15 protein-coding genes are annotated in these 16,070 nt (G+C 48.6%); 3 read left to right on the forward strand and 12 right to left on the reverse strand.

Annotation, left to right across the window (positions count from 1 at the left end; translation table 11 throughout):
- Window positions 1-98: 98 nt before the first annotated feature.
- Window positions 99-614, reverse strand: a complete 516-nt coding sequence (locus NYE45_RS28775) for a DUF2179 domain-containing protein (protein WP_062836740.1) — start codon at window positions 612-614, stop codon at window positions 99-101.
- A gap of 346 nt (window positions 615-960) precedes the next feature.
- On the opposite strand from NYE45_RS28775, the gene NYE45_RS28780 reads away from it, so the two are divergent.
- Both NYE45_RS28780 and NYE45_RS28785 read left to right on the forward strand, forming a co-directional pair.
- A complete protein-coding gene (locus tag NYE45_RS28780) occupies window positions 961-1,920 on the forward strand; it encodes a Glu/Leu/Phe/Val dehydrogenase dimerization domain-containing protein (RefSeq protein WP_340014906.1) in 960 nt (319 codons plus the stop codon).
- A gap of 58 nt (window positions 1,921-1,978) precedes the next feature.
- A complete protein-coding gene (locus NYE45_RS28785; RefSeq protein ID WP_340014907.1) occupies window positions 1,979-2,176 on the forward strand; it encodes a hypothetical protein in 198 nt (65 codons plus the stop codon).
- Between the two features lie 460 nt (window positions 2,177-2,636).
- Here NYE45_RS28785 and NYE45_RS28790 read toward each other — a convergent pair whose 3' ends face one another.
- From NYE45_RS28790 to NYE45_RS28835, 10 genes are all read right to left on the reverse strand, one after another.
- The gene (locus tag NYE45_RS28790; RefSeq protein WP_340014908.1) at window positions 2,637-4,304 is read right to left on the reverse strand and encodes a hypothetical protein; all 1,668 of its coding nucleotides are present in this window, start codon (window positions 4,302-4,304) and stop codon (window positions 2,637-2,639) included.
- A 1-nt stretch (window position 4,305) separates the two neighbouring features.
- Window positions 4,306-5,097 carry an ABC transporter ATP-binding protein gene (locus NYE45_RS28795; RefSeq protein ID WP_340014909.1) on the reverse strand — a complete coding sequence of 264 codons (792 nt, stop codon included), beginning with the start codon at window positions 5,095-5,097 and terminating at the stop codon, window positions 4,306-4,308.
- Window positions 5,098-5,331: 234 nt separating this feature from the next.
- Window positions 5,332-6,840 (reverse strand): RICIN domain-containing protein, encoded by a 1,509-nt coding sequence (locus NYE45_RS28800; RefSeq protein WP_340014910.1) that lies wholly within the window; start codon window positions 6,838-6,840, stop codon window positions 5,332-5,334.
- 361 nt (window positions 6,841-7,201) lie between these two features.
- Window positions 7,202-7,831: a PepSY domain-containing protein gene (locus NYE45_RS28805; RefSeq protein WP_340014911.1), complete on the reverse strand. Its 630-nt coding sequence runs from the start codon at window positions 7,829-7,831 to the stop codon at window positions 7,202-7,204.
- Between the two features lie 236 nt (window positions 7,832-8,067).
- Window positions 8,068-8,868 (reverse strand): PepSY domain-containing protein, encoded by an 801-nt coding sequence (locus NYE45_RS28810; protein ID WP_340014912.1) that lies wholly within the window; start codon window positions 8,866-8,868, stop codon window positions 8,068-8,070.
- 296 nt (window positions 8,869-9,164) lie between these two features.
- The gene (locus tag NYE45_RS28815) at window positions 9,165-10,541 is read right to left on the reverse strand and encodes an ATP-binding protein (RefSeq protein WP_340014913.1); all 1,377 of its coding nucleotides are present in this window, start codon (window positions 10,539-10,541) and stop codon (window positions 9,165-9,167) included.
- Complete coding sequence (locus NYE45_RS28820; protein ID WP_340014914.1) at window positions 10,538-11,290, reverse strand: response regulator transcription factor; 753 nt, start codon at window positions 11,288-11,290, stop codon at window positions 10,538-10,540. Before NYE45_RS28820 ends, NYE45_RS28815 begins: the two co-directional genes overlap by 4 nt.
- Before the next feature lie 55 nt (window positions 11,291-11,345).
- Complete coding sequence (locus NYE45_RS28825; protein ID WP_340014915.1) at window positions 11,346-11,990, reverse strand: SDR family oxidoreductase; 645 nt, start codon at window positions 11,988-11,990, stop codon at window positions 11,346-11,348.
- Window positions 11,991-12,308: 318 nt separating this feature from the next.
- Window positions 12,309-13,490 (reverse strand): NAD(P)/FAD-dependent oxidoreductase, encoded by a 1,182-nt coding sequence (locus NYE45_RS28830; protein ID WP_062836730.1) that lies wholly within the window; start codon window positions 13,488-13,490, stop codon window positions 12,309-12,311.
- Between the two features lie 24 nt (window positions 13,491-13,514).
- Entirely contained in the window at window positions 13,515-13,961 is a 447-nt protein-coding gene (locus tag NYE45_RS28835) for a DUF1641 domain-containing protein (protein WP_017691658.1), read from the reverse strand.
- A 685-nt stretch (window positions 13,962-14,646) separates the two neighbouring features.
- Between NYE45_RS28835 and NYE45_RS28840 the strand changes: the two genes are divergently transcribed.
- Window positions 14,647-14,820: a CsbD family protein gene (locus NYE45_RS28840; protein WP_076332039.1), complete on the forward strand. Its 174-nt coding sequence runs from the start codon at window positions 14,647-14,649 to the stop codon at window positions 14,818-14,820.
- 165 nt (window positions 14,821-14,985) lie between these two features.
- Here NYE45_RS28840 and NYE45_RS28845 read toward each other — a convergent pair whose 3' ends face one another.
- On the reverse strand, window positions 14,986-15,987 hold the full coding sequence (locus tag NYE45_RS28845) for an NAD-dependent epimerase/dehydratase family protein (RefSeq protein WP_340014916.1): 1,002 nt from the start codon (window positions 15,985-15,987) through the stop codon (window positions 14,986-14,988).
- Window positions 15,988-16,070: the final 83 nt, after the last annotated feature.

The raw sequence follows: 16,070 nt of genomic DNA on the forward strand, positions 1-16,070 counted from the left end.
GGAAGTAAGGTTTTAGGGATATATCGTGGCAGCAAGGAGATGTCGGATAAAATGAAACCAAAAAAGCAGGACTGCATCTGCTGCAGACCTGCTCGATTTTACTTTTTGATGGAACGTGTCCAGAAGCCGCCATGGAACTGTTTGGGCTCTACGGTAATGACAAATGCTTTGGGGTCCAGATCAAGAATCGTCTGATAGAGCAATTTCTGGTTTTTACGTTTTGCCAGAATCTCCATCACAAGCCGATCTCCATCGCGTCCACTGCCCACCCATGCGGTGACGCCGTATCCTTTATCACGTAGGGCATTCGCGACGTTGCCACCCATTTGGTTACAGATTACTTTAACGGTAACGTAACCAAGTGCAATCTTTTCTTCGATCCAGGCTCCGAGCAACACACCAAGTCCGTAACCCACCGCGTACACGATTAAGGCAGAAGGCTGGGTCAGATACTTGAGCACCAGATTAAGACCAAGCACATAGATCACAATCTCACCCATGCTGATCAGTGCGGCGATATATTTCTGTCCTTTGAGTGTCAGAATCATCCGGAGTGTATAAGCCGATACGTACACAATCTGGATCAAAAAGATAAATACCAATATTTTAAACAATCGTAATCCCTCTTTCCTGGCCCTCACAACGGAATCGGCCCTTTGCTGCATATACTTGACGATTTTGTTTCATCTTTACTTCCTGTACGTTCGCTCTATCTCCATCATTGGACGTTATACCCTCATTCTAAACGGTTGGATGTCAATTCGTAGGCATTTTCTGCTCTTCGGCATGCCGGAACTGCCATTATAGAACCGTTTGTACCGATTATCAACCCGGCGGAGGTCCCAGGGTCGAAAACAGGGGTCTGTGAATATGCTGTATCATCATTATGCCGAGCACGATCGCACAGGATAACGGGTCAGAACCAGGATGGATGGGTCAAAACAAAAAGGGGGTACCGTCATGCAGCTATGGCAGGAGATGGAGCGGGAAGGCATGGAGGAACTCATTTTTTGCCATGATGCAGATAGTGGATTGAGGGCAGTCATTGCCATTCACAGCACGGCCCTTGGACCTGCGCTGGGCGGATGCCGCTACTGGACGTATGCGTCCGAGGAAGAGGCTGTTCGGGATGCCGTGAAACTTGCCAAAGGCATGACGTACAAAAATGCAATCTCCGGACTGCCGTATGGTGGCGGGAAAGTGGTCATATGGAATGTGCCTTTTGTGAAAGATGCGGCACCGGATGATGGTAGTTGCGGGTCTGTTAGTGGTAAGCAGGTCATTAGAGATCTAGAGGCAGAGCAGCAAAAAGCCGCTGCCACGGAACGGGAAGTCGTCGCCGATCAGGTTGCTCATCGTATAGATAAAAGCCTGGATACGGACGTATCCAAGCGGGCTCAGCGCTTTCGCGCACTGGGTCGTTGTCTGGAGCGGCTGAACGGACGATACGTGACCGGTCTTGATCTGGGTACCACGTCGACAGACATGGACCAGATCCGACTGGAGACCGCACATGTGACGGACACCACGGGTTCACTTGGGGCGCAGGATGACTTCACTGCCGAGATGACCGCCTATGGTGTACACATCGGCATTGTGACCTCGCTGCGCCAGCAAGGCATTGCATCCTTGCAGGGCATTCCCGTTGCTGTCCAGGGACTGGGCAAGGTCGGGCATGCCCTGTGCCGTTACCTGCATGCAGCCGGGGCACGGCTCATTGTGGCAGACGTTGTACCGGAGCGTGTACAACGTGCCCTTGTGCAGTTCAGCGGCGCCATCTCGGCCGATCCGGCCCATATCCACGCCGCTGACTGCAAGGTGTTCGCCCCCTGTGCCCTAGGGGGCGTACTGAGCCCGGCAACGGTGGGAGGAGCCGCGGCCGCCCATCGTTGCCGGGGCGGCCAACAACCAGCTGAGTGAACGACAGCTGGTTGTTGGCCGCATGCAGGCGCGCGGCATCCTGTACGCGCCTGATTACGTGCTCAACGCAGGCGGAATCATCTCCACCGCCTACGAGCTGGAAGGCGCCGGGCCTGACCTGATCCGCCAAAAGGTGGCGGGGATTGCAGGCACGCTAAGCAAGGTATACGCAGAAGCTGCGCATTCTGCGATCTCCACAGCGGATGCAGCCGATCGGCTAGCGGAATTCATCCTCCGATCAGGCTATAAAAAATAGGTCGCCCCACTCTGCCACCTGAGTATCTTCATACCGCCAACACATTCCCCACCCTCTAACGTTAAAAGCTATAGCATATCTGGAACTCATCATGGACTTCACTGCATTCCAACGGATTCCGACGTGCCGAAAGAGAACCTCCACTGCTTTACTCCATGCTAACGAACCTGATACACGCTATTCGCCCCTTTTAGCATGATTCTAATATCTAACGAATTTCAGACACGTTATTTTGCCTAATTTGGTCCTTTTTCGAGGTAAAAAGCTACTTTTTGAAAGGATAGCGTTCCTGAGATTCGTTAGAATATATTTTCTGATGATTCCCCTGAATAAGGCGCCTTAGGTTCGTTAGCGCTGCGGACCAGGAGATCTCTATCAAAAAGAGCTAACCTAGACATAAATGTCCCGGTTAGCCCTTCTAAGCTCTTATCACTATGTTCTTCTCATCTCTAATCTCTTATCACTTTGATTCTTTGATTCTCCCCGGTGCCTTCTTCTCCCGATACAGCAGCGTCCATAGCAACACATTCGCTACGATCAGTAGCGCACCATATATCCATACGCCCCCCGACACGGAACGGAAAAAGACATGGACACCCCATAGCATGGCAAGCACAGGGAGGGCGGCAAATACATACCAGCCATCACTTTGCTGCGCTACACTGAAGGATTGAGAAAACGGCGGCTTACGCAGCAACAATTTGCCTGCCAGTGGGACAAGCGCAGTAGCCGTCAACAAGATTATCGCAATATCCGGCAGTATCCGTGATCCAAATGTCCAGGTAAACAAAATGGTATTTGCCAGAAATATAGGCAGGAACATGTTGCATAAGAAAGCCTTCAGAGCGCCTTTATATAACGCGCTATCATTCGCCATCGGTGCAGCGCGGAAGGTCCAGAACGCCTTATATTGTCCCGAGAATTTTAGCATGACCACCACCGTTACAACCAGCATCAGTACGATGTAAAAGGTGTATACAAACGAACTTTGTCTAAACTCCGCCCAACTAGAAGATTGCAATTCAGTAAACCAAAATACATAAGGTAAAACAAATGATAAACCAAGTGATGGATACACCTTCAGCTTAAATTCCCGTTCATTACGCATCATGCTGGCTGATAGACGGAAGCAAGCTTGTTCCTCTCTGGAACGACTGACCACCTTGGAGATCAACCGATCCCATCTTCCGCGTCTGCGTCCAGAGGACTGACCCGAATGTGCCATTTTTTCCAAATACAATTCAAAGGCAGGCATAAGCTTCACATATACGATCAGACTCACCACCGGAACCAGGACTGCCAATGCTGTGAACGTATAGATCCACACATTACCGCCCCCTGCAAATAACCATTCATATGCCGCCGCATACCATAACGGAGGCAACAGCAACTGCCACCATGCCGGAGTAAATACCATACCAAAGTCAATGATGCTGAACGAACGGATGACCAGCTGATAACCGATTGCAATCCCCACCGAGAGCAGAATCTGCACCATGTTGATCATATCCTTCAGCTTCTCTCCATCCAGAAACCTCATCATGAACAGATAGATCAGGGACGTTGTCACCAGAATCAGCATATTGATTAGAATCAGTTCTACGAGGAAAATCAGAAAGAATCCGATTCCATGCGTCACCAACGCGGCAATTAACGGTATACCGGTTAATGAACCCGTCAGCAATAGCAGATAAACGCCTGCGTGGATGGCTCGGGCCATCCCCACCGTTCGCCCATTAACGGGCTTCGTCATAATGATATTGCGATCCCGAATGTCCAGCAGCACGGAGGAAAAATCCGAGATCATGGACGTCATGATCATAAACATTAAGATGCCAAACACAAGTCCCATCTGAAGCATGAAATGCCCCGTATCCCAGACGATGAAGGGAACCATCATCAGTCCCATTAATCCATACAACCACAGGGAACGAAGAAACTGATTACCTTCCTTGCGATCTTTTTTCCCTGAATTGTTGGACAAAATGGTAGGTACTCTGCGTTGATCCATCTGGAACTTCACTCGTAAAATCAGGCGCAGCACATCATAATCCGCCCCTGTTCTAGCGATGAGCGGACGAAAGCGATCCAGAATCTTGAGTGTGCGGAAGTCGGAGGATTCCTCCATATCAGTACACCTCCTGCACAATCGATACAAAGCGCTCAGCAATGGCTTTGTGCTCATTAAAGCCCGTCAATTGATTGAATACTTCCTCCAATGTCAATGAACCTTCCGTGGACTGCTGTTGGAGCTGCCTGAACGTTCCGTCCGCCACCACGCGTCCTTCAGCGATCAGTACAATTCGACTGCTGATCTTCTCCACCACATCCATGATGTGGGATGAATAGAAGATCGTTGTGCCTTTGGCTGACAATTGTGACAGAATCTCTTTGACCACCATCACACTATTGGCATCCAATCCGCTGAGTGGTTCATCCAGGAACAACAGATCGGGGTCATGCAGCAGCGCAGAGATTAGCAACACTTTCTGACGCATACCTTTGGAAAAGGAGGCAATGCGGGAATGATATGATTTTTCCAGTCCAAAACAATCCATTAATAGCTTGGCTTTATAATCCGCATCCTCATAGGACATACCGTATAACTCTCCCGTAAAAGTCAGATACTCCGCAGGCGTTAATTGTTCGTACAATTCCGCCACCTCCGGAACATAGCCGATTCTGCGCTTATACTCTACATCCCCATCCGCAATATCTTTACCAAAGATCCGCACCGTGCCTACATATCCTTCAACCAGCCCGAGTAAAATCTTAACCGTTGTACTTTTGCCAGCCCCGTTTGGGCCAATATATCCAATCATCTCACCGCGATTCACTTCCAGATCGATGCCGTTCAGCACATAACGTCCGTTGTATCTCATACGCAAGCTTTCAATGGATAGCACTTGTTGTTCACTCACTTCGTTATCCAGCTCCTGTCTCTATCTTTTTCTACAATTCTACTAGTTTACCACAGATTGGGATGGAAATGATCGGAAATAGGTCACGATATGAGCCATCAGCTGGATATCCCTTTCGAGTAAAAGCATCACATAACAAGCGTGAATACAGCACAAAGCCCCTGTCCCACCTTATGGTAAGAGACAAGGGCTTCCACTTTAAATTGAACCTTATTTTGTAATATTTAAAACGCCTTATTGCACCTTAACAATCTGAAAATGCTGATTCGTGCCGCCATTATCCGTCCACTGGATGGCCGCAGCCCCATCTGCCAAGGATAGACTGGAGATGTCCAAGACCTTGCCTGTACTACGGTTCTTTAGTTTATAATAACCACCACCTACATGGACGAGCTGCCACTGCTGGCTGGCCCAGCCACCATCATTCCATTGTTCAATGACAGCCCCATCGGTCGTGGAACCATTCTCTACACCGATCAGCTTGCCACTGGAACGGTTGATGATTTTGACATAGCCGCCACCCGCATCGGTAATCTGCCACTGTTGACTGGCTGTTCCCCCATCTGCTCGCTGCTCCAGATCTGCACCGTTGGCGGAAGAACCCCCGATGACATTTAGCAACTTGTTACTTTTACGGCTAATCAGCTGATATGAGGCATTCGGGTCCCATACATCCGGTGTACTCACTCCGGTCACAGTCCCTGTTGCTGTATCAATCGTAATACTGCTGGCCCAGTTCATCGCCAGACTGGTTGCACTCGGGAATGAAAGTGGCAGCCAGACATACTTGGAATCCTGCACCGGTCCGCTCCATGCACCAGCCCAGCGATCACCCATGTAGAGATAGGATGTGGTCTGTGAACCCTCTACCGGAACAACATAGGTCGATTGGGAACCATACGTTGTGCTGTCTCCAAAGTTGCTGAGGCCGCTCCATGTGCCTGTAATGCTGGTGGCTGTGGCATATTTGGCCTGATTCGGATTCCAGCCGGTCGCACCCGAGGTGATCAGGAAGTAGACGCCGTCTTTTTTGAATAGGGCAGGTGCTTCACGATATTGTCCGGGCCACAGCGTTGTGACTAGGGATTCCACACCCAGGAAATCCGGGGTCAGTTTATATATATTCAGATCTGCATTCACTCTGGTCGCGGAGATCAGATAAGCGGTTCCGTTATCGTTGTATACCGTCATATCTCTGGAATCATACCCAAGTGGACGATAGCTGCCCACATACGTGTAGTTGCCGTCAACCGAATTCGAAGTAGCTACGGCCACTCTGGCCTCGCCATAATCCAGACCATTCTCTTTATGCATCCACAACACATATTTGCCAGTCGAACTGTTATAGATGACTTTCGGGCGTTCAATGTTGGAGATATTGAGCTCGGTTGCTGAGCTACTGGTCAGCACATCATTGCGATACTCCCAGTTCTTCAGATCCGATGAACGATACACGGATACCGCCTTGAACGTTCCATTCGGATTGCGGTTTTCCCCAAACCAGTAATAATACCCATTCGCCTTGATCATCCCGCCCCCATGAGCATGAACGACATTGCCATTGGTATCCTTGAACTGTACCCCGTTCGTTACACTGAGCGGAGCAGCTGAAGCATTCGGTCCAGGTGCGAGCAGCATACCTATTGATTGCAGCGCCAAGAGTAAAGCAAGCAAATAACTCAAGCGACGGGTAAAGCGACGTGATTGTATATTCTTTTTCAACCATCCATCGTTCATAGCCATATCGTAATGCACCTCCATGTTTTTTTGTGAAGCGCTTACATAAAATAAAATCGATATGTCTCATCTGCCTCCGATCGATGATGCATTTTAGCATTAGAATTCTTGGCAAAACTGGCTGGCATTCACCTCCCTGACTCTGATTGTATCCGCCACGTTCCTGCTCGCATAGTGAACAATCCGGCGGAAGATGTACAATTTCATACTCACTCTCTCTCCATAGACAGCAAAAAGACGCTTCCCCCGAAGCGTCCTCTGCTATACCTGCCCTGTCCTCCATGATGTGAATATCGCATGCTGTGTGTGACTTATCGTGGGCAGGTTCGTTATATGATGTGTTATCTGCATTACTCGCCTTTATTACTCAATCTTCGTCGTCAAAATCCTGGTCGAACGATAACACTTTGCCTGTGTTGGCATCGATATCTACATCTGCTTCACCTTGAGCGGTTCTCAGCTCAATCTCATAGACATAGCGACCGTCATCATGATCCAGCTCGACTTTGGTTACTTTACCACCCGTAACTTGTTTCAACGCAATGTTTGAAGCTTGGGATGCCGTCAATTTGACCTGCTTGGAAGAAGAGGTGTTAGACGTGTTGCCTGTTACATTATCTTGATAATCATCGTCATCATCGTAGTCTTCATCATTCACGACTGCCAGGATTTTACCTGTGTAAGCATCCAGACGAACAACAACATCATTGGTTCCTTTTCTGTCGATCTCAATTTCATAGAACGTTTGGCCGTTTCTGCGCTCCAGATCCACGTCATCCACTTTACCATCGGCTGCTTTCAACGCTAGCGCTTTCGCTTGGGATGCATTCAGCATTTTGCCTGTACTGTTCTGATTCTGTGTTACGGATTGTGTTGTTGACGTTGGTGTAGTTTGTACCGATTGTCCGTTCACATTCCCGCTAGCCGCTACGGCCGATCCACCTAGTAATACTGCTGCTGACAAGCTACCAATCCAAAGTTTATGTTTGTTCATCATCATCATTCATCTCCTCGTTTGTTGTTTCGTTCTCGTCTACATTTATAGAATAACCTGCAGGAATGAGAGATCAGCGAGAGTTAGATTAGAATTTGATGAGAAAATGAGGAGAGTACTCATTTAACGGGTATTCATGGTCCATGTAATTGAAAATAAATGAAAAAGATGACCCCTAAATTAGGAATCATCTCTCTAAAGCGGTTTAACTCTGTATTTGAAGAGTTCCTTCCGAAATGTTAATCCTCGTCCTCATCCCAAGTCACGGAACGAATCGCTCCCGAGATGGCATTCACCTGTACAATGGCCTCCCGGCCATCCTCCAGATCAATCTCGACCAGATAATACGGATTCCCGCTGTTGGTTCCACGCAGCTCGATATCATCCACTTCTCCAGGGACCTCCGCAAGTGCCTTCTGTTTGGCTTGTTTCTCGCTTAGAAACTGAGGCTTGGGATCTTCCTTTGTCGGTTCAGTTGTCGGCGCCGCTATTGTTTTGGAAGATATCGTCTCTCCGGTATATGGATCAATCGTAAGTTCTTCCCGGCTGTTATCCTTCGCCTTCACGACCGCGGTGTAGACCGGACTGCCTTGCTGTTCTACAAGTTCTAGCGAGACCAGTTGGTCATCCGTTTGTTGTTTTAACAACGCCGTTTTGATCTGCTCGCGGCTCCATAACGTCTTCTCTTCCGCTTGCGGGTTCGACTCCAGTCGTTTAATGGAATTCACAGCAGCTGTAACGGCATCCACTTGCACATCATATAGGCCAGTCTCCGAACGGAGCTGCATGATGTATGTCCCGTCCTTCAACGTGGAATTCACAATCTCACCTGGATATTGATCCAACACCGATTGGGCTGCCGCATCTGCCGTAAGTACCACACCAGTCGATTGCCACGGCTTCCACCACACAACGGCTGCCACAATCAGCACAACGAGAAGCCCTGAACCCCACCAAAGTGACCTTCGTGATTTGGCCCATCCACTGTTCGCCTGTTCATGCCGTTTCATCTCCGGTGGTCGCTGCTCATGCTCTGTCATCACGTTTCCCCCTTATAACTCTCCCCATAGCCCGAGTTCATCTGTTATATATTCGGTCTGAGTTCAGTTCCGATGGTTACTAAATAGATTGAACTAATCTTTTACACATTAACGGAGAGGACAGAAAAAACCTGAAAAAGCGAAGCGTTCGCCTTTATCCCCTGATTTTCCCTTTTAGAAGAGGGAATCAAAAAATCTGGGGATAACAGCGATTGGAAGGTTGTTCTGTCATCGTAGTGTCAGTGTGAACAATCTTTAGTTCAGTTTATTTAGTATATAAGAGAAGAATGAGAATTTCATGAGAGCGGACCGTTCTGAACCGATATTGGCAAAATAATTGAAGCCTCGGTGCCTTCACCCTCGGTGCTGGTCAGTTCGATCCGTGCTCCCACTGCACCTGCAAGCTCTTTGGCAAGGGACAATCCCAGACCTGAACCACTTGCGCCTAAGCTGCGTGTTCTGGCCGGATCAACGCGGTAGAATCGGTCAAATACCTTCTCCAGCTCGTCCTCGCGCATACCAATTCCGGTATCCACGATCCGAATACGGCACTCTTCTCCCTTGGCTTCCAGTCTGACTTCAATTGCATCTTCACTATACTTCCGGGCATTATCCAGCAAAATAAACAACAGCTGCTTCAGCTTGCTCTCATCGCTGATCGCCCAGATTGGACCTCGATCTTCACACCGGACTTCGCGGTGATAGGCTTCGCGAAACGCACGTGTGGAGTCTGTTGCAACTCTCGTGATATCTACACGCTCCAACTGCACATTCCATTGCTCTGGCTGCTTCGCAAGCAGTAGCAGTTGCTCGGTCATCTCCCGCATACGAACAGATTCGGACAGAATCGCCTCCACCGCTTCATCGAATACCTCGGGCCGCTCTTTTCCTCGCCGCTGTAGCAGACTGGCATAGCTCTCAATAATGGTCAGCGGTGTTTTGAGCTCATGGGATGCATCCGATACGAATCGCTCCTGTCGTTCAAAGTTGGATTCGAGCAGATCCATCATCCGGTTGAACGTCTGCCCCATCGTTTTCAGTTCATCCTTCGACCCTTCCTCCAGTGGAAGTCGCTTGAATTGGCCGCTGGACTGAATGTCACTCATCGTGCGTGTCATCTGCTGGATGGGCTTGGTCATCCGATTCGCCAGAATCCGGCTGGAGATAATGGCTGGAATGAGAGCAATAATCGTGACCGCCACAAGTACGGTACGCAGTACAGACAGACGATTCTCCGTCTCTGCAATGCTCTCGGTGACCTGCACATTCACCACCTCGCCATCAGGCCAGATGACCGGGACTGACACCCATACATAACCAATCTGTTCAACTTGGGTATACTCCGATTTCTTCTCACTTTCATACTTATAGGGCAGCTTGCTCAGCTGCTCGGAAGCTGCTGTTGTCGTCACCGGGGAACTGGTGCCGTCCTCATTGACGATCCGAAGCATGCCGTTCACAGGCGCGTAGGCCCGCAACAAGTCATCCGGCGGAATGGAGCCGGCAGACTGACGCACGCCTTTGACAATAGACTCGGCCTCCGCTTCCACCCGATTAACCTCGTTATCAATCGACATCCGCTCAAACACGATGTAGACCGACAGATTCACCGCGATTAACAGCACAGCAAATAATACAGACGAATATCCGTAGATTTTACTGCGCAGGCTCATGACTGTTCCTTCAGGACGTATCCAATGCCCCGTACGGTATGTATTAAAGGCGGTGTGAATCCGTTATCCACCTTTTTACGCACATAACGGATATACACATCCACCACATTGGTATCTCCATAATAATCGTATCCCCACACGGCCTGCACAATCTGATCACGACTGAGCACCTGACGTTGGTTTTGCAACAGATACACCAACAGGTCGAACTCACGCGGAGTAAGTTCAATGGGCACGCCATCTCGGGATATCTCTCGCGTTCCTTCATTCAGTCTCAACCCGGCAGCCGTCAACCAGCCTGCCTCAGCCTCATCCTTGTGCTCCAGTGAGTCATTCCCTGCATTAGGTGTGGATGAAGAAGCGGAAGAAGCAACAGACGCGACTGCACTAAGCCGTAAAGCCGCCCGAACTCGGGCAAGCAGCTCTTCAATCTGGAACGGCTTGGTGATGTAATCATTAGCTCCGAGGTCCAGTCCGGATACTTTGTCTTCCACGGAATCTTTGGCGGTGAGCATAATGATCGGAACTGTAGCATCTTTGGCCCGAACTCGCCGCAACACTTCAATTCCACTCAGACCAGGCAACATCACATCAAGCAAAATCAGATCCCATTGTCCTTCTGCATACTTCTCCAATCCTTCTGTTCCACTACCAGCCTTGCCCACCTGATATCCCTCATACTGTAATTCCAGTTCAAGCAGACGTGCTATTTTGGGCTCATCCTCTATGACCAGCACGGCTTCGTTCATGCAGCGCTCCCCCTCATCCCCATCAATTCATTCTCCCGTTATCTTACAATAATATCTATAGTTTGCCCAAGGCATCTTCAACCGGTTGCTCCCCGGCAATCAGATCAAAGGCCATCCGGTACGTCTTCTCTTCCTGTAAGGAAGCCACAATGACACGGGCCACATCTTCACGCGGAATGCTTCCCGGCTTCAGATCTGTTCCAACTGCAATCTTGCCTGTACCCGGTTCATTTTTGAGACCGCCTGGGCGAATAATCGTGTAATTCAGATCACTTGCAAACAGTGCACGATCCGCATAATGTTTCGCCACGTAATAAGGCTTAATGGACTCTGACCATTTCTCCCGTTGATCTGCGCCATACGCACTGACCAGAATATATCTGGAGATTCCTTGCTGCTCTGCGGCTTCCATCGTCTTCACTGCACCGTCGAGATCAATAAGCAGTGTTTTGTCCTGACCGGTAGATCCGCCAGAACCCGCTGTAAACACAATCGCATTATGATCCTTCATTGCCTCAGCCAAGTCCTCCACACTGCCCTCCAGATCACCGATTGCCACATCGGCACCGAGTTCCTTCAGTGCGTCCGCCTGCTCCGGTTTGCGAATCATGGCCGTTACTTTATGCTTGCCTTCCTGTACCAGCTGCTCCACCACAAACTTGCCGATTTGCCCATTTGCTCCTATAACTAATACGTTCATACGTCATTTCTCCTCTCGGTTGGACGGACAGCTTGTTGCTGCTAACCGTTCCTTTAATTTAGAGATGCTCATCCTATAATTTAAACGAAAGCCGGCGCTTCTAAGCGCCGGCTTCCAGGTTCATGTCCATGCAGTACATCTATGAAATGTGAAATCTTCCGTTATCCCATTAATATTCCATATACCCTATGTGGTTTATACGTGGCCTCACATCGACCCCTTCTGCCGCACCTTTTTCACGTCTGCAGAACTGTAATATTTTGTAACATCCACAACAAAAAAGGACGCCCAAAAGGGCGCCCTTGAATGGCATTAAGATTAGTAAGCCAGTGCGAACAAACCGTGAATATGAGCCAGGTAACGGATGTTACTTGCTTCTTTCATCATGGTTGCAGGCAGACCTTTCAGACGAGTCTGGTTGCCACCGATCATGCCGACAGCATCTTTACGACCCAGACTTCCCAGCGTACCGGAGAATACTGGTGTGAAGGATTCCATTGCGCCACCTTTGAACATTACGCCCAAGTTGTGACCGATGGTTTCACCCATTTGCCAAGCCAATTGTGCTGTTGGAGGGTAAGGGCGAGCGCCTTCGCTAGGGAAGACCACTGCGCTGTCACCAGCAACAAACACGTCTTTGTGAGAAGTCGATTGCAGAACTTCCGTAACTTTCGCACGGCCACGATCCACTTCAATTCCGCTGTTAGCAACAACAGCGTTGCCTTGTACGCCACCTGTCCATACGAGTGTGCTCGTAGGGATGGAGCTGCCGTCTTTCAGCAGAACTTCGCTTTCTTTCATCTCAGTAATCGCTACGCCAACGATGAAGTTAACGCCACGTTTCTCAAGACTCGATTTAGCACGCTCAACCAGTTCTGGCGGGAATCCAGCCAGAATGGAAGGACCAGCTTCAACCGTGTGCAGGGATACTTCTTTGAAATCGATCCCTTTTTCTTGACATACAGCAGGAAGCAGGTCAGCGAATTCGCCAACAAGCTCAATACCTGTCAAGCCGCCGCCACCAATAACAAACGTAGCGTCTGCTTTGTTGCCGGACTGTTTGTAAGCATCAAGACGTGCTTCAACGTGTGCACGAATACGGTTTGCATCGCTAACCGATTTGAGCGTGAAGCTGTACTCTTGCAATCCCGGAATTCCGAAGAATGCCGTTTCGCTGCCCAGGGCAACGACAAGTGCATCGTAAGAGTATGTGGAGCCGCTGGTCATCAGAACTTTCTTCTCGTCCGGCTTGATTGTATCCACCGTATCGATTTTCAAGTTCACGTTTTTGCCACGCAGCAATTTTTCGAGTGGAAGAGCAACTGCTTGTTCAGCAATGCTTCCTGCTGCAAGACGGTGCAGTTCCGTGATAATTTGGTGTGTAGGGTAACGGTTAACGACAGTAATTGTCGCTTCTTCCGGAGACAAGTATTGACGCGCAGTCAATGCAGTCAACAGACCGCCGTATCCTCCACCCAAGATCAAAATTTGCTTCGACATATCCATCCTCCGTTCTTCTAAGTCTTAACGTTTCGGTTGTTGACGCTCGTTCAGAATGCTCAAGAAAGATTGAGCAAAACGAAGCGATTGTTGTACGTTTGGATCTTTAAGCATTTTCAGCATAGCGAACAAGCCAACTGAAGTTTGCTCTGTTTGCGCACGATCATTGGCTTCGATGGCAGCAGAAGCTACACCTTTAGCTTTGTCTACAACAGGCTTAGCGAACTCGCCCATTGCGCTCATTGTGTCGCTGATCAGAACTTTGTCTGTTGCTACACTTTGTGCAAAGTCATAAGCTTTTGTCATAGCAGTAACCATTTCAGCCAATTTAGGCAGGTTCTCCACCAGAACGGTTAAAGACTCCTGTACCTCAGGCTTCATCAGTTGATCCAGAACGTCCAAGGACTGGCGCTCGGAAACGTTGGCACCTTCTGTAACTGGCACCTCTTGTTGAGTAGGCGATTGTGACATAAGAGAAAGTCCTCCTTTACTTTGGGATAGAAGTCCGCGACTTTCATGATGCCTGTCAAGCAGAGCCGAACCACAAAATACATTGAATACAACTAAATGTACCAAATTTCACACAATAGGGTGAGCGTAGCTCTGGGCCACTCCCACATCATGCATTGTATCTTGGATCTATTGCGGACAACATGTGTTGACGCACAAAACGACAAGCAGGCCGAAACCGAACTCTATACCCTTATATTACACCTCTTACACATGAACATGAAAAAGAAATTTTTTACACTTGTGAAGATATTGTGAACATTGTAACAAAATCGATTTTTTTGTCAACCCATGAAGGCAGGCTAACGCCGCCGATCCTCCTGTCCAAGATCCGTATTCCTACCACATGTGGTATTAAGACAAGATCTCATATGACCAGATGTGCGATATGTACACAAGGAAGGATTCGTTTATCCAAATGTTCAGGAATTGTTTTCCAATATCACGATAATCATGCAACGAAATTGGTCACTGTCGTTATTATGCAGCGTTGGGCTCAGCCTTATTCCATCATTGGGACATCTTTTCTATTTCAAGTATGAACCTCTTGCGTCACGAATGCAAAACTTGGAACACACCCTATGCGTTTAGAATGCAGACATCCCGGTTAATAAGGACTACACCAGAAACGAAGGAGATGTTCGATATGAGTAATTCAACTAGCGATAAAATTAAAGCAGGCGTAAACAAGGCCAAAGGCGAAGTGAAGGATCAGATCGGTAATGCAACCAATAACAGATCCCTTCAGGCTGAGGGTAAGAAAGACAAAGCCAAAGGTGCTGTACAGGATAAAATTGCCGACGTTAAAAAAGATCACTAAGATCCTTTTAATGAAAGGTCAACAGCACGATGATTTCGTGCAATAGATCGTTACAAACTAGCCTAACTGTCCGTGTTCGGATGAAATCTGAACATGGGACGGAGGCGCAAAAAAGCCAAGGAAGGTGTTACTCAATACACCCTTCCCTGGCTTTTTTTGTGCGTTCTATACGGCTGGAACTGCGTATCTTGCCATATCGATAATGAAACTGCGCGTTTCCCTTGTTGTATGGTATTCACGGCTGAACTGTCTTACCCACTCGGGATGTTCCTGATACCAACGGAAGGTTCTTTCCAATCCTTTTTCCAATGTGGTTTGAGGTAACCACCCCAATTCCGCTCGTAATCTGCCTGAATGCACGACCAGACTGGACCCTCTGGACTGGGTTGGTTCTTGCTCCCGAATCTCTACAGCAGCTAGAGATCGATCCATGGGTTTCAACATCTCCCCGATCTCCTGCATGGTTGTTCCAAGCCCTGTCGATATGTTGTAGACCTGTCCATCTTTGCCTTTCAGCATGATCAGTTCAATGGCCCGGAGAGCATCATCTACATACAGGAAATCACGCACTGCCGATCCCTGTATATCCAGAGGCAGTCCGTCCAGTATCCGACCAAAGTTTCGGGGAATAATACGGTCTGGCAATTGCCATGGACCATAGAGGTTGGTCAAGCGAAAGAGCTTAACTGGAAGCTGATAACATTGAGCGTAGGAGTGAGCAAGCATTTCACAGGCGACTTTGGATGCGGAATAAGGCGAGACGGGCGCATACGGATCGGATTCATGATAGACTCTGCCCCAATCGCCGCCATACACTTCAACAGATGAAGCCAGCAAAACAGGGATGTGATGTTCGGTCGCATATTGTAGAATAGCCTGTGTGCTGAGTGTATTATTACGAAAAACTTCCCCTGGCTGATGATACGAATAATCCACATGAGGCATGGCTGCCAGATGAATAATGTAATCTGTTCCTGAAGGCAGATGAATCCGGTCTGATGCAAGGTCACAACAGATGAACGGCATCTCATGTAGAGGAGAGACATGAACAAGCCTCTGACAATAATCATCCCGATCCACAAGGGTAATTCGATGCCCCTTTTGCGCCAAATACTGTGAAAGATTAAATCCCACAAATCCAGAAGCTCCTGTAATAACAATGTTCACACACGATTCCCCCTTGCGATTTATACAACGAGTGCATTGAAGAGAGTATATGTACTGAGTATAACCTTAAAATGATACATTTT

Origin of the sequence: Paenibacillus sp. FSL K6-1318, from assembly GCF_037976905.1 — a bacterium.
GTDB classification, from domain to species: domain Bacteria; phylum Bacillota; class Bacilli; order Paenibacillales; family Paenibacillaceae; genus Paenibacillus; species Paenibacillus amylolyticus_A.

What these genes read in the sequence shown, in the direction of transcription:
- NYE45_RS28780 (WP_340014906.1), top strand. Translation starts at nt 961, where the DNA reads ATGCAGCTATGGCAGGAGATGGAGCGGGAAGGCATGGAGGAACTCATT.
- NYE45_RS28790 (WP_340014908.1), bottom strand. Translation starts at nt 4,304, where the DNA reads ATGGAGGAATCCTCCGACTTCCGCACACTCAAGATTCTGGATCGCTTT.
- NYE45_RS28800 (WP_340014910.1), bottom strand. Translation starts at nt 6,840, where the DNA reads ATGGCTATGAACGATGGATGGTTGAAAAAGAATATACAATCACGTCGC.
- NYE45_RS28805 (WP_340014911.1), bottom strand. Translation starts at nt 7,831, where the DNA reads ATGATGAACAAACATAAACTTTGGATTGGTAGCTTGTCAGCAGCAGTA.
- NYE45_RS28810 (WP_340014912.1), bottom strand. Translation starts at nt 8,868, where the DNA reads ATGACAGAGCATGAGCAGCGACCACCGGAGATGAAACGGCATGAACAG.
- NYE45_RS28815 (WP_340014913.1), bottom strand. Translation starts at nt 10,541, where the DNA reads ATGAGCCTGCGCAGTAAAATCTACGGATATTCGTCTGTATTATTTGCT.
- NYE45_RS28820 (WP_340014914.1), bottom strand. Translation starts at nt 11,290, where the DNA reads ATGAACGAAGCCGTGCTGGTCATAGAGGATGAGCCCAAAATAGCACGT.
- NYE45_RS28825 (WP_340014915.1), bottom strand. Translation starts at nt 11,990, where the DNA reads ATGAACGTATTAGTTATAGGAGCAAATGGGCAAATCGGCAAGTTTGTG.
- NYE45_RS28830 (WP_062836730.1), bottom strand. Translation starts at nt 13,490, where the DNA reads ATGTCGAAGCAAATTTTGATCTTGGGTGGAGGATACGGCGGTCTGTTG.
- NYE45_RS28835 (WP_017691658.1), bottom strand. Translation starts at nt 13,961, where the DNA reads ATGTCACAATCGCCTACTCAACAAGAGGTGCCAGTTACAGAAGGTGCC.
- NYE45_RS28840 (WP_076332039.1), top strand. Translation starts at nt 14,647, where the DNA reads ATGAGTAATTCAACTAGCGATAAAATTAAAGCAGGCGTAAACAAGGCC.